The 21,218-nt window shown below is 59.5% G+C and carries 22 protein-coding genes, 2 tRNA genes and 1 other RNA gene; 11 read left to right on the forward strand and 14 right to left on the reverse strand.

Features of this window, described 5'->3' with window-relative positions:
- The first annotated feature begins 118 nt into the window (after window positions 1-118).
- Window positions 119-664 carry a chlorite dismutase family protein gene (locus tag ACM561_RS14560; RefSeq protein WP_425905926.1) on the forward strand — a complete coding sequence of 182 codons (546 nt, stop codon included), beginning with the start codon at window positions 119-121 and terminating at the stop codon, window positions 662-664.
- A gap of 215 nt (window positions 665-879) precedes the next feature.
- Here the strand turns inward: ACM561_RS14560 and ACM561_RS14565 are convergent, their stop codons facing one another.
- The 3 genes from ACM561_RS14565 to ACM561_RS14575 form a co-directional block, all read right to left on the reverse strand.
- On the reverse strand, window positions 880-1,044 hold the full coding sequence (locus ACM561_RS14565) for a DUF3309 family protein (protein ID WP_009798696.1): 165 nt from the start codon (window positions 1,042-1,044) through the stop codon (window positions 880-882).
- A 306-nt stretch (window positions 1,045-1,350) separates the two neighbouring features.
- Complete coding sequence (locus ACM561_RS14570; protein WP_425905928.1) at window positions 1,351-1,890, reverse strand: hypothetical protein; 540 nt, start codon at window positions 1,888-1,890, stop codon at window positions 1,351-1,353.
- 112 nt (window positions 1,891-2,002) lie between these two features.
- On the reverse strand, window positions 2,003-2,458 hold the full coding sequence (locus ACM561_RS14575) for a GatB/YqeY domain-containing protein (RefSeq protein WP_425905929.1): 456 nt from the start codon (window positions 2,456-2,458) through the stop codon (window positions 2,003-2,005).
- 182 nt (window positions 2,459-2,640) lie between these two features.
- Here ACM561_RS14575 and carA point away from each other — a divergent pair, with 182 nt between their 5' ends.
- Window positions 2,641-3,831 carry a glutamine-hydrolyzing carbamoyl-phosphate synthase small subunit gene (gene carA / locus ACM561_RS14580; RefSeq protein WP_425905930.1) on the forward strand — a complete coding sequence of 397 codons (1,191 nt, stop codon included), beginning with the start codon at window positions 2,641-2,643 and terminating at the stop codon, window positions 3,829-3,831.
- A gap of 44 nt (window positions 3,832-3,875) precedes the next feature.
- Here carA and ACM561_RS14585 read toward each other — a convergent pair whose 3' ends face one another.
- Window positions 3,876-4,412 carry a Dps family protein gene (locus tag ACM561_RS14585; protein ID WP_425905932.1) on the reverse strand — a complete coding sequence of 179 codons (537 nt, stop codon included), beginning with the start codon at window positions 4,410-4,412 and terminating at the stop codon, window positions 3,876-3,878.
- 236 nt (window positions 4,413-4,648) lie between these two features.
- Here ACM561_RS14585 and ACM561_RS14590 point away from each other — a divergent pair.
- A tRNA-OTHER gene (locus tag ACM561_RS14590) sits at window positions 4,649-4,723 on the forward strand.
- 283 nt (window positions 4,724-5,006) lie between these two features.
- Here ACM561_RS14590 and ACM561_RS14595 read toward each other — a convergent pair.
- Both ACM561_RS14595 and ACM561_RS14600 read right to left on the reverse strand, forming a co-directional pair.
- Window positions 5,007-5,076: transfer RNA gene (locus tag ACM561_RS14595), tRNA-OTHER, on the reverse strand.
- Between the two features lie 153 nt (window positions 5,077-5,229).
- Window positions 5,230-5,661, reverse strand: a complete 432-nt coding sequence (locus ACM561_RS14600) for a DUF302 domain-containing protein (protein WP_425905934.1) — start codon at window positions 5,659-5,661, stop codon at window positions 5,230-5,232.
- A gap of 283 nt (window positions 5,662-5,944) precedes the next feature.
- Here ACM561_RS14600 and carB point away from each other — a divergent pair, with 283 nt between their 5' ends.
- The 3 genes from carB (at window position 5,945) to ACM561_RS14615 (ending at window position 11,140) form a co-directional block, all read left to right on the forward strand.
- The gene (carB, locus tag ACM561_RS14605) at window positions 5,945-9,409 is read left to right on the forward strand and encodes a carbamoyl-phosphate synthase large subunit (protein ID WP_425905936.1); all 3,465 of its coding nucleotides are present in this window, start codon (window positions 5,945-5,947) and stop codon (window positions 9,407-9,409) included.
- A gap of 349 nt (window positions 9,410-9,758) precedes the next feature.
- Window positions 9,759-10,235: a transcription elongation factor GreA gene (greA, locus tag ACM561_RS14610; RefSeq protein WP_425905938.1), complete on the forward strand. Its 477-nt coding sequence runs from the start codon at window positions 9,759-9,761 to the stop codon at window positions 10,233-10,235.
- 506 nt (window positions 10,236-10,741) lie between these two features.
- Entirely contained in the window at window positions 10,742-11,140 is a 399-nt protein-coding gene (locus ACM561_RS14615; RefSeq protein ID WP_425905939.1) for a DoxX family protein, read from the forward strand.
- A 14-nt stretch (window positions 11,141-11,154) separates the two neighbouring features.
- On the opposite strand, the gene ACM561_RS14620 is transcribed toward ACM561_RS14615, so the two are convergent.
- Window positions 11,155-11,634, reverse strand: coding sequence for an Lrp/AsnC family transcriptional regulator (locus ACM561_RS14620; protein ID WP_173816000.1), 480 nt, complete (start codon window positions 11,632-11,634; stop codon window positions 11,155-11,157).
- A gap of 265 nt (window positions 11,635-11,899) precedes the next feature.
- Here ACM561_RS14620 and trxB point away from each other — a divergent pair, with 265 nt between their 5' ends.
- Together trxB and ACM561_RS14630 are read left to right on the forward strand one after the other, a co-directional pair.
- A complete protein-coding gene (gene trxB, locus ACM561_RS14625) occupies window positions 11,900-12,865 on the forward strand; it encodes a thioredoxin-disulfide reductase (protein ID WP_425905940.1) in 966 nt (321 codons plus the stop codon).
- A 17-nt stretch (window positions 12,866-12,882) separates the two neighbouring features.
- Window positions 12,883-13,776 carry a LysR family transcriptional regulator gene (locus tag ACM561_RS14630; RefSeq protein WP_079447500.1) on the forward strand — a complete coding sequence of 298 codons (894 nt, stop codon included), beginning with the start codon at window positions 12,883-12,885 and terminating at the stop codon, window positions 13,774-13,776.
- Window positions 13,777-13,936: 160 nt separating this feature from the next.
- Here ACM561_RS14630 and ACM561_RS14635 read toward each other — a convergent pair whose 3' ends face one another.
- From ACM561_RS14635 to ACM561_RS14645, 3 genes are all read right to left on the reverse strand, one after another.
- Window positions 13,937-14,617, reverse strand: a complete 681-nt coding sequence (locus tag ACM561_RS14635) for a ParA family protein (RefSeq protein ID WP_079447676.1) — start codon at window positions 14,615-14,617, stop codon at window positions 13,937-13,939.
- A 192-nt stretch (window positions 14,618-14,809) separates the two neighbouring features.
- Entirely contained in the window at window positions 14,810-15,121 is a 312-nt protein-coding gene (locus ACM561_RS14640) for a hypothetical protein (protein ID WP_425905942.1), read from the reverse strand.
- A 105-nt stretch (window positions 15,122-15,226) separates the two neighbouring features.
- A complete protein-coding gene (locus ACM561_RS14645) occupies window positions 15,227-15,379 on the reverse strand; it encodes a hypothetical protein (RefSeq protein ID WP_173816001.1) in 153 nt (50 codons plus the stop codon).
- A 127-nt stretch (window positions 15,380-15,506) separates the two neighbouring features.
- Between ACM561_RS14645 and rnpB the strand changes: the two genes are divergently transcribed.
- Window positions 15,507-15,957: RNase P RNA component class A (gene rnpB, locus ACM561_RS14650), an RNA gene on the forward strand.
- Between the two features lie 185 nt (window positions 15,958-16,142).
- Here the strand turns inward: rnpB and ACM561_RS14655 are convergent.
- Together ACM561_RS14655 and ACM561_RS14660 are read right to left on the reverse strand one after the other, a co-directional pair.
- A complete protein-coding gene (locus ACM561_RS14655) occupies window positions 16,143-17,351 on the reverse strand; it encodes an extensin family protein (RefSeq protein ID WP_425905944.1) in 1,209 nt (402 codons plus the stop codon).
- A gap of 23 nt (window positions 17,352-17,374) precedes the next feature.
- The gene (locus ACM561_RS14660; protein ID WP_425905946.1) at window positions 17,375-17,605 is read right to left on the reverse strand and encodes a hypothetical protein; all 231 of its coding nucleotides are present in this window, start codon (window positions 17,603-17,605) and stop codon (window positions 17,375-17,377) included.
- A gap of 39 nt (window positions 17,606-17,644) precedes the next feature.
- On the opposite strand from ACM561_RS14660, the gene ACM561_RS14665 reads away from it, so the two are divergent.
- Window positions 17,645-19,201 carry a DUF4403 family protein gene (locus ACM561_RS14665; RefSeq protein WP_425905948.1) on the forward strand — a complete coding sequence of 519 codons (1,557 nt, stop codon included), beginning with the start codon at window positions 17,645-17,647 and terminating at the stop codon, window positions 19,199-19,201.
- A gap of 126 nt (window positions 19,202-19,327) precedes the next feature.
- Here ACM561_RS14665 and ACM561_RS14670 read toward each other — a convergent pair whose 3' ends face one another.
- Together ACM561_RS14670 and ACM561_RS14675 are read right to left on the reverse strand one after the other, a co-directional pair.
- Window positions 19,328-19,837 carry a PRC-barrel domain-containing protein gene (locus ACM561_RS14670; RefSeq protein WP_425905949.1) on the reverse strand — a complete coding sequence of 170 codons (510 nt, stop codon included), beginning with the start codon at window positions 19,835-19,837 and terminating at the stop codon, window positions 19,328-19,330.
- Between the two features lie 404 nt (window positions 19,838-20,241).
- Window positions 20,242-20,367, reverse strand: a complete 126-nt coding sequence (locus ACM561_RS14675; RefSeq protein WP_425905950.1) for a hypothetical protein — start codon at window positions 20,365-20,367, stop codon at window positions 20,242-20,244.
- 257 nt (window positions 20,368-20,624) lie between these two features.
- On the opposite strand from ACM561_RS14675, the gene ACM561_RS14680 reads away from it, so the two are divergent.
- Complete coding sequence (locus ACM561_RS14680) at window positions 20,625-21,056, forward strand: transglycosylase SLT domain-containing protein (protein WP_425909764.1); 432 nt, start codon at window positions 20,625-20,627, stop codon at window positions 21,054-21,056.
- Window positions 21,057-21,218: the final 162 nt, after the last annotated feature.

A 21,218-nucleotide genomic window follows, 5' to 3' on the forward strand; every position in this document is an offset into this window, starting at 1 on the left:
ATAACTGCCTGCCGCCACCCAGGCGAATCAGCTAGGCCCTTTTTAATATTGTACTACATATGTTCTCGGACATATCCCCTGCTTCCCCCACCTGTCCACAGACACCGGAAGTGAAATCATGTTCACAGTCTTCACCGCCGGCAACACCGGCGCCTGGAATATCCTGTCAATTGCTCCCGTCACCGGCGAAAGCCTCGGACCAGCGTCTCATCTGGAGATCGCGCCGAGCGCCTCGCTGGGCGGCGCCTCCGCGGCGCCGTGGCAGTTCCGCGGCTTCACCAGCCACGTGCGCTACGTCGAGCGCGCCGAGAAAACTGCGCTGACCTCGGTACAGGCTGGACTGGGACGCGCCGAGGCAACGCTAGCGGCGCTCATTCCCATTAGAAAGTCGGCCGCGTGGTGGGATCTAACACAGGAAGAACGGCGGAAAATCTTCGAGGATAAGTCGCACCATATCGCCGCCAGCCTCAAATACCTGCCCGCCATCGCGCGACAGCTCTATCACTGCCGCGATTTGGGCGAGCCATTCGATTTCTTGACCTGGTTCGAATACGCCCCTGAACATGCAACGATGTTCGAAGACCTCGTCGGCGTCCTGCGCGCGACCGACGAATGGACTTATGTGGAGCGCGAGGTGGATATTCGATTGACGCGCGCAATATGACAGCACTTGAGGCGCGGACAATGGGCCAGGCGCTTGACGGGGCTGCTCCGCGATGTCGAAACGACGCAGATAACAGCGCTATCGTCCTAAGCGTAGATTTCTTGGGATCATCCTCTCCGATGCTGGTACCGGCGTCCGCAACGAAGCGATCCGATTTCGGCGCACCGGACGGATTGCTTCGTTCGCATGACGGATTCAGTCTGTTGACGCATTAACTAGATGCGTCCCATCAGAATCAGAATCAGCAGGATAACGATCACCAGGCCAAGGCCACCGCCGCCGTAATAGCCGGTGCCGTAAAACGGACCGCCGCCAATTCCGCTGAAGCCACCCAGCAGCGCAATAATAAGAATGATCAGAATGATTGTGCCAATGCTCATGTCGTCCCTCGCTCAGGCTCAGTTATGCATAAGAAACGCGATGAGGATGATCAGCGGGATCGGAATTCCGATTAGCCAGAGAAGAAGTCCGCGTCCGATTCCCATGTTCGCCTCCGTTTTAGTGAGGCGACAACGCGGCGAGCGGAAGGTCGTTCCCAAGCAGGAACCGAACTAATATTGCGGCTGAATGGAACCAATTCAGCACATAAAGAGACGCACCAGTGCCTCCGGTTGGGGTATCGGCCGGAGTCGGAACTCGCCCGAGTTAGGTCTCACTGGTCGGAGGGTCCCACGATCATCAAGAATCTATCGTTGGCTCTCTTCATTGCGCGGCCAGCATTTACCACTGCTCGCGAAGAGTTTCTCTTTCCACAGCACATAAATTTCACAAAATGGACCCAAAGGCGCGTCGAGTTGACGCATGATTTCAGCTTCGATCTCACGTTGGCGAATTCCGTACTCGCCAATGTTCAAGTAAATGAACAGCTCTGTGCCGGATGGATACTTAATGGCCTTCTTCTTTGTGAGTGAGTTGGCGAGCGCAACGGGTATCAGTTCAGCTCTCCGAATCCACTCGCTCCCAGGGTCTTCCCGCCATTCACCGGGTTTCCAATTTTCCAATCTTCGCTTGCGACCAGGCTCCATAGCCTCAGTCACTTCCGCGCCGAACTCCAACCCATCCCTACGGGAATAGCCGTCTGGCCGCGGAGTATCCAAGGGTGCGAGTCTAACGAGCGGGCAATCCGACATCAGCGCACATCGCGCCAGCACCCACATCTCCCTGAATGGTTGCGCCTCGACGTCGTCAAGAAAATAAAATCGATCCGCAAACCTACGTTCGAGCATCTGAACTATTGAATCGTTCTTCTGGATGGCTTCCGTGGGGGTACACCACTCCGTTAGCCGAGTTCGCTGTTCTGATATAATGCTCCGAAGTTGGGAATCGTGTCGTCTCATCTTACCCCGTCAATGCGGCCTTCACCACGCCGCTGGCCTTGCCGAAATCCATCTGACCGGCGTATTTGGCCTTAAGTGCGCCGATCACCTTGCCCATGTCCTTGATGCCGCTCGCGCCGGTCTCCGCGATCACCGCGGCGACAGCCGCTTTTACATCGTCGTCGGACATCTGCTTCGGCAGGTAAGCCGAGATGACAGCGATCTCGGTGCGCTCCTGCGCTGCCAGTTCCTCGCGGTTGCCTTTTTCGTAGAGTTCGACCGACTCCTGGCGCTGCTTGATCATCTTTTGCAGGACGCCGAGCAAATCGCCATCCGCCAGCGGCGGCTTGCCCTGCCCGCGCGCCTCGATATCGGCGTTCTTGATAGTGGAGTTGACCATGCGCAGCGTGGAGAGCTTGCGCTCGTCCTTGGCCTTCATCGCCTCCTTGACGGCGTTGTTGATGTCATCGCGCAGCATCGAAGTCTCCCCTAATGGTCCAATACTAACATTTGCATCCCGTTGCGGCCGGGTTCTCGCAAATGTTAGAATCAAAGGACCACTAGCAGCTATTAGCTTTCCAGTGGAGTTTTGAATTTGGCATCCGCTTGCCCGGAACCGGAGTTTGACGCGGTGCAATAGCCGGGCTATGTCATGCGCTCATGACCCCATCGGAAAATGCTTCAGCCTGGCCGGACCTTGAGCCGACCGCGCTTCTCGTGCTGGCCGACGGGACCGTGCTCAAAGGCTTCGGCCTCGGCGCGGAAGGCCAGGCGGTCGGAGAAGTCTGCTTCAACACCGCGATGACCGGTTACGAGGAAATTCTCACCGATCCCTCCTACGCCGGGCAACTCATCACCTTCACTTTTCCGCATATCGGCAACGTCGGCACCAACGACGAGGACATCGAAACCGTGAACATGGCGGCGACGCCTGGCGCGCGCGGCGTCATCCTGCGAAGCGCCATCACCTCGCCGTCGAACTATCGCGCCGCCAAACACCTCGACGCCTGGCTGAGGGCGCGCGGCATCATCGGCATCTCGGGCATCGACACCCGCGCGCTAACCGCTTTGATCCGCACCCGCGGCATGCCCAACGCGGTAATCGCCCATGCGAAGAACGGACGATTCGATCTGCATGGATTGAAAAAGGAGGCGCGCGAGTGGCCCGGCCTCGAGGGCATGGACCTCGTGCCGATGGTGACATCGAGCCAGCGCTACACCTGGGACGAAACGCCGTGGGAGTGGGGTAAGGGCTTCGGCCGGCAGGATAGCCCAGAATTCAACGTCGTCGCCGTCGACTACGGCATCAAGAGAAACATCCTGCGCCTGCTCGCCGGTGAAGGCTGCAAGGTTACGGTGGTGCCGGCAACCACCTCGGCGGAGGACATCCTGGCGATGAAGCCGGACGGGATCTTCCTGTCGAACGGCCCCGGCGACCCGGCCGCGACTGGCAAGTATGCCGTGCCAATGATTCGAAAAGTGATCGAGTCGGGCACGCCGACCTTCGGTATCTGCCTCGGTCACCAGATGCTCGGCCTCGCGGTGGGCGCGAAAACCAAGAAGATGCATCAGGGTCATCACGGCGCCAACCATCCGGTCAGGGAGGAGACAACCGGCAGGGTGGAGATCACTTCCATGAACCACGGTTTTACCGTCGACGAGGCAACGCTGCCCAAAGGCGCGAAGCAGACTCACGTCTCGCTGTTCGACGGCTCCAACTGCGGCATCGAACTCGAAGGCAAGCCGGTATTCTCCGTGCAGTATCATCCGGAGGCTTCGCCGGGACCGCGGGACTCGCACTATTTATTCAAGCGCTTTGCCAGTCTGATGCGCGAGAACAAGTCGGCGTAGATTTACGCCGACATTGCGCAGCCCAGCAGCGAATACCTGCTCGATCAGGCTTCGTTGCTGCCCTCCTGACGGCTCGCCTCGAACAGGAACCAGGTCCTTCGTTCGGCCGCGTCAATGAAATTTTCGAGCAGGCTTGCGGTCGCAACGTCCTCGTACTTGTCGCAAACATCATGCGCTTTGCGCATGGCCGTCACGACCTTCTTGTTGTCGTTCATAAGTTCGCGCAACATCTCCCGCGGTGGGACATAGCTCTCGTCGTTATCTTCGAGCGTCTGCAGTTTGGCGACTTGCCCGATCGAGCGCAGCGTGGTGCCGCCGATCTTGCGAACCCGCTCTGCTATTTCGTCGGTCGTGCCGAATATCTGCTCCGACTGCTCGTCGAGCAGCAGATGGTAGTCGCGGAAATGCCGGCCGCTGACATGCCAATGGAAATTCTTGGTCTTGAGATAGAGCGCAAAGGTATCGGCGAGGATCGTGTTCATGGCGGCCGATATCTTACTGACGCCTTCCTGTGAGAGATCGGTCGGCGTGTCGAGTACGGGGTTTACTTTCCGCAAAGCGGAGCTTTTGGCTTGGGACACGATGCACCCTCCTATTATGAGATTGGAGAATTCGGCGAGGCCGGACAGTCGCTTCAGACTAACGCGCCATTCGCGACAAGCGCGCTAACTCGCGAGCCGGCGGAGTGTTCCAAATACGAATGGTTCAGAAATGACGGGCGGCGCGCGCGCCATCGATATCAGAAGATGCTAGGCTGCATTAACGTTAAGTGGCGGTAAGACTCGCCAGCCAACGATTGTTGCGGAATATTGTGGTCGGCCCGGTGGCGGAAGATCGACGCGGGAGCTGTGCAAAGCTTTTTATCCTGGTTCAAGTCCAGGCTGGGCCTCCAAACTTCTTCTTTACGTGCATAAGCCTCCGACGTGGTGCTGCGGCGCAGCTTCCGGAAGTGCATACCCATCCTCACCAAGAATGAGTTCGCGAGCGCGGGCTTCCCGGTTGTCTAACCGCGATGCTAGCAACGATGATACCGGTGACGGTGAAGCGCCTGTGGAAACGCAGCGAACCGCAATAACCAATAACTTGTTGGGAAAGACTGTCCGCTCCCGCGCTAAGCGAGATCGAAAGACAATTCGCGCGTCATGACACGCGAGTACGGACACTGATGGTGACGGAGCGGATTCGATGAATCGAACATCGGTCTGCGACCTGGAAGCCGCTGCTTTGCCACTAAGCTAAATCCGCGCAACTCCGAACGTAGCATATCGTCGCCACTCTTGCACCGGAAGCTAGAATTAACGTTACATTGCAAACCGCTCGACCCGCCGGCGGCAGAAGTTCGACACCGGAGCGACACTTTTTATTCTGGTTCAGTCCAGCGGGGCCTCATTTTTGAGACTACCCGATCGCGGCATCGGTTGCCGCGGCCAGCTTGCTCTCAAGCCCCTTCGCCGTCGCATGGAGCTTGTCGCTATTGGCATCGAAACCGTGGCGGGCGAAAACAGCCGAAATGTAAGTCGCGTCGTTATAGCTGACGTAGACCTTGCCGGCCTGGTCCTGCCAGACCAGCATTTTTAGCGGTAAATCGATGGCCAACATGGGATGCTGAAGAAACAGCGGCGTTCCGCCTTGTGGGCTGCCCACCACCAGAACCGTCGCCGGAGGCATCTCAAGACCGACAGCCTTGGCCGCGGCGGCGTGATCGAGGCGCGTAAAGACCTTCAGACCGCTCTCCTTCACCGCCGTTTCGAGCTGATCCAGCGTGATCTCGAAATCGTGCGAGCTTTGCTTTGTCACCAGATCGGTCGCAGCTTTTGCAAAACCTGCCATAAAAAGACTCCGAAACTCGACTACGCGGTCGCTCGCCTAGGGCGTAACATCGCGGATATTCGTCGGCGGCAGCTGAATTTTCGTACCCTGCCCGACCTGGGAATAGGCGCAAAGGATTTTTGCGTCCCCAAACCGGGAATTGCCGGTTGATGAAGCCCTTATAATCCTTCCCCACCCGGGCAATCTGGTCTAAAAGCAGCCCGCGCGCGAAGATCGCGCTCTTGCTTAAGGGACGCGCGGCTCGCGCGCCCTTTTTTTGTGCCCGATTTCATCCTGGGACTTGATGCCTAAACGCACCGACATCTCGACCATTCTCATCATCGGTGCCGGTCCGATCGTCATCGGACAGGCCTGTGAATTCGACTATTCCGGCACCCAGGCGGTGAAGGCGCTGAAGGAGGAGGGTTACCGGGTCGTCCTGGTCAACTCCAACCCGGCGACGATCATGACCGATCCAGAACTGGCGGACGCGACCTACATCGAACCGATCACTCCCGAAATCGTCGGCAAGATCATCGAAAAGGAACGCCACGTCGTTCCCGGCGGCTTCGCGCTGCTGCCGACTATGGGCGGTCAGACCGCGCTGAACTGCGCATTGTCGCTCCGACGGCAGGGCACGCTGGATGATTTCGACGTCGAGATGATTGGCGCGACAGCGGATGCCATCGACAAGGCCGAGGACCGGCAACTGTTCCGCGAGGCCATGACCAAGATTGGTCTGGAGACACCGAAATCCCGCCTCGCCAATGCCTCGGCGCTGAAGAAGCAATACCGCGACGAATATCTGGCCAGAAAGGAAACCCTCTCCGGCGATGCACTGGCGGAGCATGAGCGGCAATGGACGCTCGGCGAGAACGAGCGACGCAAGCGCTATCAACAACAGGCGATGGCGGAAGCGCTGATGGCGCTGTCCGAGATCGGCCTGCCGGCGATCGTCCGCCCCTCCTTCACCATGGGGGGCAAGGGCGGCGGCATTGCCTACACGCGCGACGAATTCCTCGACATCATCGAACGCGGCCTTGATGCCTCGCCGACCAACGAAGTGCTGATCGAAGAAAGCGTACTCGGCTGGAAAGAGTACGAGATGGAGGTCGTTCGCGACAAGAAGGACAACTGCATCATCATCTGCTCGATCGAGAACCTCGATCCGATGGGCGTTCACACCGGCGACTCCATCACGGTGGCGCCAGCACTGACGCTGACCGACAAGGAATACCAGATCATGCGCGACGCCTCGCTGGCGGTGTTGCGAGAGATCGGCGTCGAAACCGGCGGCTCCAACGTGCAGTTCGGCGTCGATCCTGCCGACGGACGCATGGTCGTCATCGAGATGAATCCGCGGGTGTCGCGCTCCTCGGCGCTGGCATCAAAAGCGACCGGCTTCCCCATCGCCAAGGTCGCGGCGAAACTGGCGATCGGCTACACGCTCGACGAAATCGCCAACGACATCACCGGCGGCGCGACACCGGCATCATTCGAGCCCAGCATTGACTACGTCGTTACCAAGATTCCGCGCTTCGCGTTTGAGAAATTTCCAGGCGCTTCAACCACGTTGACGACCTCGATGAAATCGGTCGGCGAAGTGATGGCGATCGGCCGCACCTTTCAGGAAAGCCTTCAGAAGGCGCTGCGCGGCCTGGAGACCGGCCTTACCGGCCTCGACGAAATCGATATCGAGGGCATGGGCAGGGGCGACGACAAGAACGCAATTCGCGCGGCACTCGGCACACCGACTCCTGATCGCCTGTTGCAAGTCGCGCAGGCGATGCGGCTCGGCTGGACTGACGAGGAAATCTTCAATTCCTGCAAGATCGACTCCTGGTTTCTCGCTGAGTTGCGCGGCATCGTCGAGATAGAGAACAGGGTCCGTGCCCACGGCCTGCCGGGCAACGCCTTCGGGATGCGCACGGTCAAGGCGATGGGTTTCTCGGATGCGAGACTCGCGGTGCTCTCAGGCAGAACGGAAGCTGAGGTCAAAGCGCTGAGGCGCACCCTCGGCGTGCGCCCCGTCTACAAACGCATCGACACCTGCGCTGCGGAATTCGCCTCACCGACCGCTTACATGTACTCGACCTATGAGTCGCCGTTCGCAGGCGCGGTCGCCGACGAAAGCGCGCCGTCGGGCAAGACCAAGGTCGTTATCCTCGGTGGCGGCCCCAACCGCATCGGCCAGGGAATCGAGTTCGACTATTGTTGCTGCCATGCCTGCTTCGCGCTGTCGGATGCCGGCTATGAGACCATCATGGTCAACTGCAACCCGGAAACGGTCTCAACCGACTACGATACCGCTGACCGGCTTTACTTCGAGCCGCTGACGGCCGAGGACGTGCTGGAGATCATCGACACCGAACGGCAGAACGGAACGCTGCATGGGGTGATCGTGCAGTTCGGCGGCCAGACGCCGCTGAAACTTGCACGCGCGCTGGAGGCGGCCGATGTACCGATCCTCGGCACCTCGCCCGAAGCCATCGATCTTGCCGAAGACCGCGACCGGTTCAAGCGGATCCTCGACCGGCTGAAACTGAAGCAACCGAAAAACGGCATCGCCTATTCGGTGGAGCAGGCGCGGCTGGTGGCCGCCGATCTCGGCCTGCCGCTGGTGGTGCGCCCCTCCTATGTGTTGGGCGGCCGTGCCATGCAGATCATCCGCGAGGAAAGCCAGCTCGGCGACTATCTGCTCGGAACCCTGCCCGAACTCGTGCCGGTCGACGTCAAGGCCCGTTATCCGAATGACAAGACCGGCCAGATCAACACCGTTCTCGGCACCAACCCGCTACTGTTCGATCGTTATCTTTCCGATGCCACGGAAATCGATGTCGATTGTCTCGGCGACGGCAAGGACACTTATGTCGTCGGCATCATGGAGCATATCGAGGAGGCCGGCATTCATTCCGGCGACTCGGCCTGCTCGTTGCCTCCGCGTTCGCTCGATGCAGCCACGATCGCCGAGCTGGAGCGGCAGACCCGCGAACTCGCGCTCGGTCTCGATGTCATCGGTCTGATGAACGTGCAATACGCCATCAAGGACGGCGAGATCTACGTGCTGGAAGTGAACCCCCGCGCTTCACGCACGGTGCCGTTCGTCGCCAAGGTAGTCGGCCTTCCGGTCGCCAAGATTGCGGCGCGGATCATGGCCGGCGAGAAACTCGCCGACTTTAAACTCGGGGCACAAAAGCTCGGCCATGTCGGCGTCAAGGAATCGGTCTTCCCCTTCGCGCGCTTCCCCGGCGTCGACACCGTGCTCGGTCCGGAAATGAAATCGACCGGCGAGGTGATGGGCATCGACCGCTCGTTCGAGATCGCCTTCGCCAAGAGCCAGCTCGGCAGCGGCACGCATCTGCCGCGCAAGGGCACGGTGTTTGTCTCGGTCCGCGAGAGCGACAAAATGCGTATCCTCGCGGCCGTGAAGCTGTTGGCATCTCTCGGCTTCAGGGTGATGGCCACGTCGGGAACGCAGCGCTATCTGACCGATAGCGGCGTTCCGGCTGAAAAGATTAACAAAGTTCTGGAGGGGCGGCCGCATATCGTGGACGCCATCACCAACGGCGAGGTGCACCTGGTGTTCAACACCACTGACGGGCCGCAGGCACTGGCTGACAGCCGCTCGTTGCGGCGCGCCGCCCTCTTGCATAAAGTGCCATATTACACCACTCTTTCGGGAGCCGTGGCGGCCGCGCAGGGTATCCGCGCCTATCTGGGCGGAGATCTTGAGGTTCGCACGTTGCAGAGCTATTTTCCCAAGACTTAGGCCCCAATCGGACTTGATCGGCCCGATAATCGGTCTGCAGGAGCCCTAAAGAAGTGGAACCTGCAGTCTGCGGGGAGGTTTTTGTCGCGACAGCAGCCAGTTGGCTACTGTCGCGATCAAGACGGTGCTCCATTGCTTCGACGGGTCCAAAGCGAGCTTCTGAACCCAATTGCATTGGATTCATAGAGTTTCGAATTCCCTTAAGAGTTTGCACTAATGGGGCCGCAAAGGCATGCGAGCGTCGGAGCCGAAACAATAGGCGAATGCGGATTTTACGGCCGGGGGTCCGGACGGAAAGCCGCTTCGCACAACGCGGCAACGCCGCCGATGAAGCGAAGGACGAAGTGAGATGATCGATAAGGTTCCGATGACCCGAGGGGGACATGCCGCCCTCGAAGTCGAACTGAAAAAGCGCCAGTCGGTGGACCGGCCGCGGATCATCGAGCAAATCGCCGAGGCGCGGTCGCATGGCGACCTATCGGAGAATGCGGAGTATCACGCCGCAAAAGAAGAGCAGTCGCACAACGAGGGCCGTATCGCCGAGCTCGAAGACAAGCTGGCACGCGCCGACATCATCGACGTCAGCAAGCTGTCCGGCGATACCATCAAGTTCGGCGCTACCGTGACGCTGATCGACGAGGACACCGACAAGAAGGCGGTGTGGCAGATCGTCGGCGAAGCCGAAGCTGACGCCAAGCAAGGCCGCATTTCAATCACCTCGCCGCTCGCGCGCGCCCTGATCGGCAAGAAGAAAGGCTCTTCCGTTGAAGTCGTCGCGCCAGGCGGCGCCAAGGCCTACGAGATTGCAAAGGTCGAGTGGCGATAGTCTAAGCCGTCTTTATGCTGTCCGATTGATCCCCGCCGGATTTCGTTTTCTTGATTTATTTTCGCAGAGCAGGACGCGGTATGCGGCTTTTCCGTTTATGTCTCGCTCCCGCGATGGCTTTGGCGATCCTCGCCGGAGCCGCTCTCGCCGCCGATATGGATATCCCGCGACATCCGCCGACGACGGATATCCCGGTGCAGAAAGGGCCGCCGAATTGCAGCCGATGGACTGACGACTGCGTTAATTGCGCACGCGGCTCCGATGGCTCGCCGCCACTCTGCTCGAATGCCGGTTTTTCCTGCCAACCCAAACCCGTGCGATGCCTGCGGCCTTGACGTTTCCCTGTCCGGTCGCGGCCAGGACGCCAAGACCAAAGTTACGGAAATCAACTTGTTCCAGCTCTGGAACCGGTCGAGGGTCCGGGGTGTTAGGGTTTTGCGTCGGCCTGTGACGACAGGGCGACGAGCGGGTATGTTCGGACGTCGTAACCGGGGGAAACCTGACACATGGACCAGATGTTCGCCAAATGGCAGCCGACTGTTCTCAGTTTGCTTCGCTTCATGAGCGGGCTCCTGCTCATGCAACACGGGACGGCCAAGCTGCTAGGATTCCCGTCCCTGCCGATGTTCGCCGATCTGCAAATCGCGTCGATGGTCGGGGCTGCCGGGGTCATCGAACTGGTTGGCGGCGGGCTTCTGGTCGTCGGGCTGTTCACGCGGGCCGCGGCCTTCATCACGTCAGGCATGACGGCGGTCGCCTACTTCATGGTGCATGCGCCGCAGAACTTCATGCCGATCGTCAATCACGGCGAACTGGCCGCGCTTTACTGTTTTGTTTTCTTTTACTTAGTGTTCGCTGGCGGCGGCCCGATCAGCCTCGATGCGATGCTGCGCAAAAAGGTCTGACCTCAGCGATAAAATTAGCCCGGCACCTTCAGCTCCAACGGCACCGCCGGGGAGTATTTGGAATTGTGAAGTACCAGTGAAGTCCGCACGTTGCGCACATGCGGCGCAGCGGTGAGATGCGCGACGAAATCCTGAAATGTGGCCATGTCAGGCGCAACGCATTTCAGGATGAAGTCGACCTCGCCTGACAGCATCCAGCATTCGCGCACAAGCGGCTCGCGACGCACGAACTCCTCAAACGCGCGAAGGTCGGCGTCCGCCTGACTCGACAGATGCACCGACGCAAACACCGTAACCTCGAAACCGAGCCGCTGGGGATCGAGCAGTCCGCGATACCCCTGAATATAACCATCTTCCTCCAGCGTCCGAACCCGGCGCAAGCACGGCGGCGGCGAAATGCCGACCCGTTTCGCCAGTTCGACGTTGGTGATCCGGCCGTCGGCCTGAATTTCGTTCAAAATCTTAAGATCGATCTGGTCCAGACTTTTCGACACACGCATCCAATCCCGAAAGCCGGGGCAAAGGTCGAATCCCCGGCAGGTCTTACTTAACGCAAATGGGGACGCTTGCGTAATTTTATTGCGCCAGGTTCACTTTGGTGCTTAGAGGAATTGTTGCAGCGACGGGTTGCATTTTTCGCATAGCTAGCCAGATATCGAAGGCGTCGATCCCGACGCTTCTCACGCCTCTACGAGCCTTCGCGGGCCATTTTGTGCCTTGCGCGCAAAGCCATTTTCTTACGATAGGGATTCCAATTCCATGTCCGCCCCTACCCAAGCCAAGGTCGTCATCATCGGCTCCGGGCCGGCGGGCTATACGGCGGCGATCTATGCGGCACGCGCCATGCTGGAGCCGGTGCTAATCCAGGGCATCCAGCCGGGCGGCCAGCTCACCATTACGACCGATGTTGAAAATTACCCCGGCTTCGCCGACGTGATCCAGGGGCCGTGGCTGATGGAGCAGATGGAGAAGCAGGCGACGCATGTCGGTACCCGGATCGTAACCGATACGGTGAATTCCCTCGATGTGTCACAGCGGCCGTTCCGGCTAACCTGCGACAGCGGCGAGGTCTATCTCGCCGAAACCGTGATCCTCGCAACAGGTGCGCAGGCGCGCTGGCTCGGGCTGCCATCCGAGGACAAGTTCAAGGGATTCGGTGTATCCGCATGCGCTACCTGCGATGGCTTTTTCTATCGTAGTAAAAACGTGATCGTAGTCGGCGGCGGCAACACAGCGGTGGAGGAAGCGCTCTTCCTTACCAATTTCGCCTCACAGGTCACCCTTGTGCATCGCCGCGATCACTTCCGCGCCGAACGCATCCTGCAGGATCGCGCATTCAAGCATCCGAAGATCAAGGTCGTCTGGGACAGCGCCATCGACGAAATCTGTGGCAGCGAGGATCCTCCCAAGGTTACCCATGTGCGGCTGAGGGACGTCAAGACCGGCGCACTCACCGAAGTCGCAGCCGATGGCGTGTTCATCGCGATCGGCCACGCACCTGCGACCGAACTGGTTACGGGCAAGGTCAAGCTGAAGCCGTCGGGCTACGTCGAAGTTGCGCCGAACTCGACAGCAACGTCTGTGCCGGGGCTGTTCGCCGCCGGCGACGTCGCGGACGAGGTTTATCGCCAAGCCGTGACGGCCGCCGGCCTGGGCTGCATGGCCGCGCTGGAAGCCGAACGGTTTCTCGCTGCGCACGCGGGCGACCGCGCTGCGGCAGAATAACCGCGCAGTGTGCCGACATGGATTGGGACAAGCTAAAAGTGTTTCACGCCGCGGCAGAGGCTGGGAGCTTCACGCACGCCGGTGAACAGCTCGGGCTGTCACAATCTGCTGTATCGCGACAGGTCGGCGCGCTGGAGCAGGAACTCTCGGTCCCGCTGTTTCATCGTCATGCGCGGGGGCTGATCCTGACCGAACAGGGTGATCTGCTGTTCCGCACCGCGCATGATGTCTTCATGCAATTACAGGCGGCGCGCGCCCAGCTCGCCGACAGCCGGGAAAGACCAAGCGGCGACCTCAAGGTGACGACCACGCCGGGAGTCGGCATCAACTGGTTGATACCGCGCCTTGGCGAATTCACCTCGCTGTATCCGGAGATCAGGATCTCACTGCTTTTGACTGACGAAGAGCTCGATCTGTCGATGCGGGAAGCCGATATCGCGATCCGCACATACAAGCCGACCCAGCCCGACCTGATTCAGCGCAAGCTGTTTGCAATATGTTTCCACGCCTATTGTTCGACCGAATACGTCAAGCGTTTCGGTACCCCGCGAACGCTTGAGGAACTCAGTGGGCACCGTATCATCCTGCTCAACGAGACGCAGGCATCGCCCCATCTCCAGAACCGCAACTGGCTGATCGATGCCGCTCGCAACGGCTCAGGACCGCACGAACCCTACTTCACCGTCAACAGCATACTGGGCCTGTTCAGCGCCTGTCAGCAAGGTCTCGGCATAGCGGCGCTGCCGGATTATCTGGTCGGGGGGAACAACCTGCTGGTTCAGTTGTTTCGCGAATCCGATTCGATTCAGCTCGATACTTATTTCGTATATCCGGAAGAGCTGAAATCCGTGGCGCGGGTTCAGGCTTTCCGAGATTTCGTCGTCAGCAAAGCGCAACGCTGGCCGTCGTGATCGGATCGAACTCTGTCTGATTTGCTCTGACGCGTTTTCTTCACGCGAACCGTATCCATCCTCGGGTCAAGCCCGAGGACATGCTTTGCTCGAAACGCTCTCGCACAAAAAGACAAAACGCGCGAAACCCGCGCGCTTTGTCACCAGCATCGAGCGACAGTCAGGCGGCCTGCTTATGCATGGCTCCGCCCGAGGACACAGATCCGCGGATCGCCTTGACGGACCTTTCAATCGCTGCCCACAACCGTCCGATCTCCGAGGCAGCGCGGCCTTGGGAATCGTATTCGCGTGCCCCTTCGCCGTGTGCAAGCGCCAGCAGCAGGTCGGCGCGATTTGTAATCTGGCCACTCCAAACCGGAGCGCGGAATTTTGCCAGAGCCTCGCGCGCAATGGTAACGATCGGACTTTCGGAGCCATCGCGCATCGCCGGCGCACCATTGATGACAACCGCATAAGGCTTCCGGGCAGACCGACAGCTCTGGATGGTACCCTGAACGGCATTGACGTCGAACACGCCGGGTCGCGCGGGAATCACAACCATGGTCGCATTCCGGATGGCGTCATCGACGACGGCCGTCAGATTCGGAGGCGTGTCGATAAAGACCCACTCGAAGCCGTCACGCTTCGCGGCGTTGATGATTTCGGTGACGGAGCGATTGGCTGTCCGGATCGGAGGCTCGTTGGTGCCGCGCAACTTGTGCCAAAGCGTCAGCGATCCCTGCGGATCGGCATCGACCAGGAGGCAGGGCCTCGAAGCCTTATGAACTTGTGCGGCAAGATGAGCGGCCAGGGTGCTTTTGCCTGAGCCGCCTTTACGCGATGCGAAAACAATAACGTTCATACCTTGGTCTCCCGATTGACCCAGGAGAATAAAATGAATCAGCATACTGATTCGTTAAAGACAATTTTTACCGTCTTTCACCGCCGTGGGCCCTGTTTTTCATGCTTTTTGGGGCATTTGAGCCGCGTCGCTGTCCGATATCGAGACGGTCTTGGCCCCAGAGAGCCCGAAATGGAATAGTCGTGCGAAGCCTTACGACATGCGTTTCGCGGCTTTTCGCTCCATCCATTTGCGCTCGATCCACCCCAGCATCCGGGCCATCGGTCCCTGCAAGAACGGCAGATCTTGCGCGATCAAAATAAGACCGAGAGGCAACATCCACAGCCCGAGAACCGGTAGAAAACTGAAAATGCCGCCAATGATCAACGCCATCGCCAACGGAACGCGGACCAGCCGCGAGGAGGGCTTGCGCACCCAACCCATAAATTTCGCAAATCGTATCGGCATTCTACCTTCCAACCAGGCAAGATGCCGATCCAGTTCCGCACGGTGATCCTTGCTCACGTCTCGCTCCATGACAAAAAGATGTTGATTTGTCACGGCACCACAAGGGGGCGGGATGTCGCGCAGACGTCTCGCAAAAAAAGCCCCCAGATCGCTGCATCAAACTCAGAATCCGAACGTCCAAACCACGCTTACCACCGTTAGCGTCAGGAAAGCGCTGAGTGTCCAGCCGATGGCATAGTTTTTCTCCTCCGGCACGATCCCGCGCATGTCCTCGACCCCTCCGTGGGTAGGACGCCAAAGGTGCAAATCGGTCATTACAACCTCCCATGCAGACATTGCCGCAATACTCCAATGGCGGGAGGGCAATACAAGTTCCCTTCCAGATATCCGAATTATCGCGCTCGACTTGACGGCGCGGTGCACAGCGGTCATGCGTACCGTGTCAGTCAGCTGGACGGCCGCTCCCGCTCGGGCCGAAAGGCTTGCGGGGGAGGAAAGTCCGGGCTCCATCGACATGCGGTGCCGGATAACATCCGGCGGGGGTGACCCTAGGGACAGTGCCACAGAGAACGAACCGCCGCTTCCACCCTCTCCTTCCGCTTGCCGGAAGAAGGAGGGCGAGAGCGGTAAGGGTGAAAAGGTGCGGTAAGAGCGCACCGCGTTTCCGGCAACGGGAACGGCATGGCAAACCCCACCGGGAGCAAAACCGAATAGGGACGGCGTCGCGAGAGGTTCGCCTTGGGCGATAACATCGCAGGGCTATGTCGGGCTCGCTGTCCGGGTAGGTTGCATGAGGCAACGTGCAAACGTTGTCCCAGAGGAATGGCCGTCACGTATCGTATGCGTAAGTGTGCGGTGCCCTACAGAACCCGGCTTACAGGCTGGCTGATATCCGCAAAGCGTTTTGAATCGAAGTGAACTTGCGGTTCTCTTGAGGAAAGCGTGTTTCACTGTGAATGAGGGGTTCGGCGCGCCGGACCCCTCGCCAACGAAACTCCGCGGCAGGTGGAAAGACGATCAAGATCGACTCCGCCGAACACCAAACAGCAGTGAATATGACCGCCGGCGCTCGACGCCACTATTCGTCGTAATCCGCCTCGCTGGCGTAACTGTGCGAATGGTTCTTGCGACCGCCAAACGATCCCGTGACAGCCGGCTCGCGGCTGGCATACGAACCGCGCGCGGCTGCGCGTGCGGCAATATCCTCGCCCGATACCGCAGCTGGGTTGCAGACCATTCGGCGACTTGCGCGGCGCATCAGATCGACATGGATATGATTATAGTGATGGACGTTGGAGCCCGGCGCCAGCACCGTGGCGAAGCGCTGACAGGCCGACGCTTCCACATCGCGAAGGAAACCCTGCTCTTCCGGCAAACCCTTCCAGCCGTGCTGCACTGAAACGTATCGTCCATCCGCCAGCGTGAAACCAGCGATATCCAACGCATTCCCGAAGGCGTGCTCGGAAATATGCGCGCGCGGATTGCCGTTCATGCCACGGCAGGAATAGGCCGAGATCTGCTTGATCTCGACCACGCGCGCGCCGAACCAACGCATCGACGCCGGCTGTACCGCATCCGCTAGCCAGCGATCGAGCGCTGCGACGATCGGGCAGGCAAGCGTCGCGGAAGGCTTCACCACGACGGGACCGACCGCGCTGGTGACGGACCCGCGCGCAGGTCCGAGACGCAGCGATGGGTTCTGTGACGAATCCAGCGCAGGCGTTGCCGGATACGCGGAGGACCGTGTGCCGCTATAGGACTGAGGCTGCGGCCGCGGATACGACTGTCCGTAATGGTCGTTCGGCGATGCGTGATTATCCTGCGGTCCGTCCGGCGGCAACTCAATCCGACCCTCGGCAGGATAGACGCCGGGCGCGGTCAGCGAGACCAGCCCGTTCGATCCGTCGCCGGAGGCGGGCTGAGGAGTTGGTGTTTCGGGGTAGGATGGCGGCGGCGTCCGGTAGGCGGGCTGCGCGATCGGCCAGCGCGGCTGGCGGCCGATTGACGCGGGGGGCCTAAGATCCTCGTCGGCAAAGCCGTACGCCGGGTTCTCACCGAGCGCCGAGACCTTCAGGGGAAATTCCGCGCCGCAAATGCCGGGGCCATTGATCGGACGGATGCGAACGAGATCGGCACTCTCCCTGACTTCGCCGGATTTCAGACATGCAGCTTCAGCCTCGGCCCGCCACGGTTCGCGCTCCGCAGTCTGAAAAAAACCGCGCCCGCAACCGGCCAACGATACGAGGACGAGGGAGCCGACAAAATACAAGGCAACTCTGCGCGTCATCCGCGCACGTTCAACGAATTTATTTAAAGCTTCTTCAATGTGTTGTTTTCAGTCATTTTTAACCACGCCGTTGCGGTGCGCCATAAAAGATGGGTGGCGAGACTGGAACCGATTGCAGGACGCTGCGTTACGACGAACAAATGGCGTGAGGTCGCATGACTTTCGCGGGTCACATGAGCATCCTGACCGCCTACATCGCACTCGCCTTCGTGGGTGCGATCGTGCTGGGCGTTTTTTAGCCAAATTTCCCGCATCTGGTCCCCGCATCGGTGGGTGATTAAGTCGGGGAGCCAATGCGGCCTGGGTTTAACCTCAAGACCATCCTGCTCGGCATCGTGATCCTTGCGGTCTCGTTTCTTGTCGGTCTCAAGGCCGTGGACTGGTTGTCGCCGCGCGACATCGACAAGCCTGCCCTAGCGACATTGCCACCGCTCCCCCCCGTCAACCGCAATTCGAGCATCGTCGCGCCGATCAAGATACCCCTGACGCTCATTCGCGACGCCGCCGAGCGCGCGGCTCCGCATAACTTCGCTGGCAAGGCCGACAATCCGGCGGCGCAGATTCTCCAAAACGCGGACATCGGTTGGACCGCATCCCGCGGCGCGATCAGCGCCACGGGCGTCAACGGCGTGCTGTCGCTGTCGACGCCGTTGACCGGCGCTGTCAGGGTTACTGGATCGCTATCCGCCAACGCCCAGGATGCGGTCGGCAACGCGCTCGCGGGCGTACTCGGCGGCGACATCGCCAAACGGGTCGGCCGCGTGAACATCAAGAATCTGAACGCCAATGCCGAGATCAAGGGCAACGTCGTGATGACGGCACGGCCGGCGCTGGCCGAAAACTGGCGTATCGATCCCGGTATAACCGCGCAGGTCAATCTTGGGGACACCAACCTCTCGGTCGCGGGCGCACGCCTCAATGTGCCGTCACAGGTCAAGCCCGTCATCGACAGGGCAGTCAACGAACAGATCGCAAGCCTGCAGCAGCGCATCCGCAACGATCCCGCCCTGGAACGCAACGCGCGGCGGCAGTGGACACAGATGTGCCGCTCGATTCCATTACAGGGTGCAGGCGGGTTTCAGGATCTTTACCTCGAGCTGAAGCCGGTGCGCGCCATCGCGGCTCAACCGCGCATTGACACCAGCAACGTCACGTTGACACTTGGCGTCGAAGCCGAGACGCGGATCACGATCGCGGCGACCAAACCCGACTGTCCGTTTCCCCAGACGCTCGCCATCGTTCCGGCCACGACGGGAAAACTGAATATCGGCGTTCCGATCGACATGTCCTTCACCGACATTACCAAGATCCTCAGAGCACAACTCGCCGGCAAGACATTCCCCGAAGATGATAGCGGCGCGGCTGAGGTCACTGTCAAACAAGTCAGCGTCGCGGCCGCGGGCGACCGCCTTCTGATCTCGCTTCTTGTTCATGCGAAAGAGAAGAAGAGCTGGTTCGGTTTCGGCGGCGAGGCCACAATCCACATCAGGGGTAGACCCGTTCTCGACCAGGCCCAGCAGATCGTACGTCTGACAGACATCCAGCTTGCGGTCGAATCCGAAGCCGCGTTCGGCCTGCTCGGCGCCGCCGCGCAAACGGCATTGCCCTATCTGCAACACGCCTTGGCCGAGAAGACAGTGCTCGACCTCAAACCGTTCGCATCGAATGCACGAGAGAAGATCGCCGCGATGATCGCGGACCTTCAGAGAAATGAGAACAGCGCCAGGGTCACGGCAGAGATCAGCAGTCTGAAGCTTGCGGGCATCGCCTTCGATTCAAAGACGCTGCGCGTGATCGCCGAAGCGGCAGGCACCGTGAACGTCGAGATCAAGACATTGCCGGCGCTGTGAGGGTCCAAGTTCCCGATGCTCCCCGGCATTCATCGCGTCCCTCCTCCGTCCAAACGAAGCTCTGCACGAATAAACACGCCCGGTAAAAACCGGGCGCGTTGATTATTCTGCCGTCTATCTGGCGGCTCAGGTCGAGTATTTGAATTCAGGCATCGCCTCCAGCTGTTGCTTGGTCGCGCTGAAGACTGCGTGATCCGGATACCATGAACTCTTGTCCGCTTTCGTCGTATTGACCGTAGCCGGCGCGGATGTCGCAGAGCCCGTGGTGGTCCCCGTACCTGCGCCACTTCCCGAGGCCGATGCCTGCGCAGGTGTGTCGACAAACTTTAGCTTGTCGAACGGTACCGCAACCAGACGCTCACCAACGCCTAGGAAGCCGCCCACGCCGATCACCGCAGCTTTGATCGTTCCATTCTTGTCCAACAGAAGATCGCTGATCGAGCCGAGCTTGTCGTTGGTATCGTTATAAACGTTGAGACCGACCAACTTCGACGAACGCCAAGTGCCATGATAGCCTGACACTGATGTGGTAGCGGCCGGAGCATTCATCATCATGGTGTTTGGTGTCTGGGCAACCGCCGCCGTCGCCAACAGCGCGGAGCCAATCAACGCGACCGTCATATGTTTCGAGATCATCAGTGTGCTCTCCTTCAGTTTAAATGGAGTAGCGAGAACCCATGATGCCAAGAGTGGTTCCACGGAACACCTTCGATAAATCCCGTTCCAATCGGATAAAACAACACAAAGATGTGCGGAGATTTCGAACGACGCACGCAAGCTACGCCGACACGCAGCAGCGCGACCAATGACCGAGAGCGATGTGCCATCGCAAACAGCGACACCGTCGTTTCTCAAGATTTGCGTTTCTCAAGATTTACAGTGCAGCCGGTCGAAACGACGCCGCTAAGCAGCGTGTGCACGCGGCTCGTTGTTCGCCTCGCGAAAGAACGCGACGGTTTCGAACTGATAGCCACAGTGAACGCATTGCCAGAGATACGCTGTTCGGCGCGGTCCGTTTTCAAACCATACTGGTGCGGCAATCAGACGACCGCACTGCGCACAAGGATTTTGGTGGGGCAAATCATCAGATACGGCAGCGACCATGACGCTTCTCCCATCTGCTTTTTTGTCTGCGAATTGTAGCGCAACTCGCCGAGAGTTCGCATTACTCGATCCTGACTCCCTCTCGCGACAAATTTGCGACATTCCGCAAGCGCCCCTCGTGTAGCTAAACGCCGCAACACGACGCCACACGATCAAAGAGTTCCTTTGGCATTACGCCCTCGGCAGGCTGATTCATGAGCTTCCTATTTCGCCCTTTTTGCCATAGGAAAGGCAAGATTGAGGCGGTAAAAAAGCAAATCATGAAGGGGTGCCCGTGACAAATTTACGCAAATTCGGTCCGCTTCTTGTTTTTGTCGCGATGGCATGGCCGCAGCCATCGACCGCGCAACACGCGGACTACGCACCGATGGTGGCGGCACATGCGCAAGCCAACGGCGTTCCTGTCGAGCTGGTTCACCGCGTCATCATGCGTGAAAGTCGCTACAATCCACGCGTGGTTCATCGCGGAAACTATGGCATGATGCAGATCAAGCTCGCGACCGCTCGTGGCCTCGGCTACACCGGCACTGCTGAAGGCCTGCTCGATCCTGAAACCAACCTCACCTATGCAGTCAAATATCTCGCGGGCGCATACCAGGCAGCTCACGGCAACCACGACCGCGCGGTGGCTTATTACGCCGGCGGTTACTACTACGTGGCGAAACGGCAACGGCTCCAGCGCTCCACGCACGAGACCATGAGCGCCGACGCGCGAATCCCCGGTGCGCCGCTATCGATCGTGCCGCACTGAACTGCCGGCGATACGGGGTCGAGTAGCGTCGCGTCGATGCGGTAGCTGTCGAGCAGCGATAGACGCGTGATTGCTCCGTTGCGAAGCGCCGCGAACCGCGCCGAGCGCGGCGACCGCGAAAACGTCCAGCAAAACGCCAATCATGGAACCGCCTCCATTATT

The organism is Nitrobacter sp. TKz-YC02 (assembly GCF_049852135.1).
GTDB lineage: Bacteria > Pseudomonadota > Alphaproteobacteria > Rhizobiales > Xanthobacteraceae > Nitrobacter > Nitrobacter vulgaris.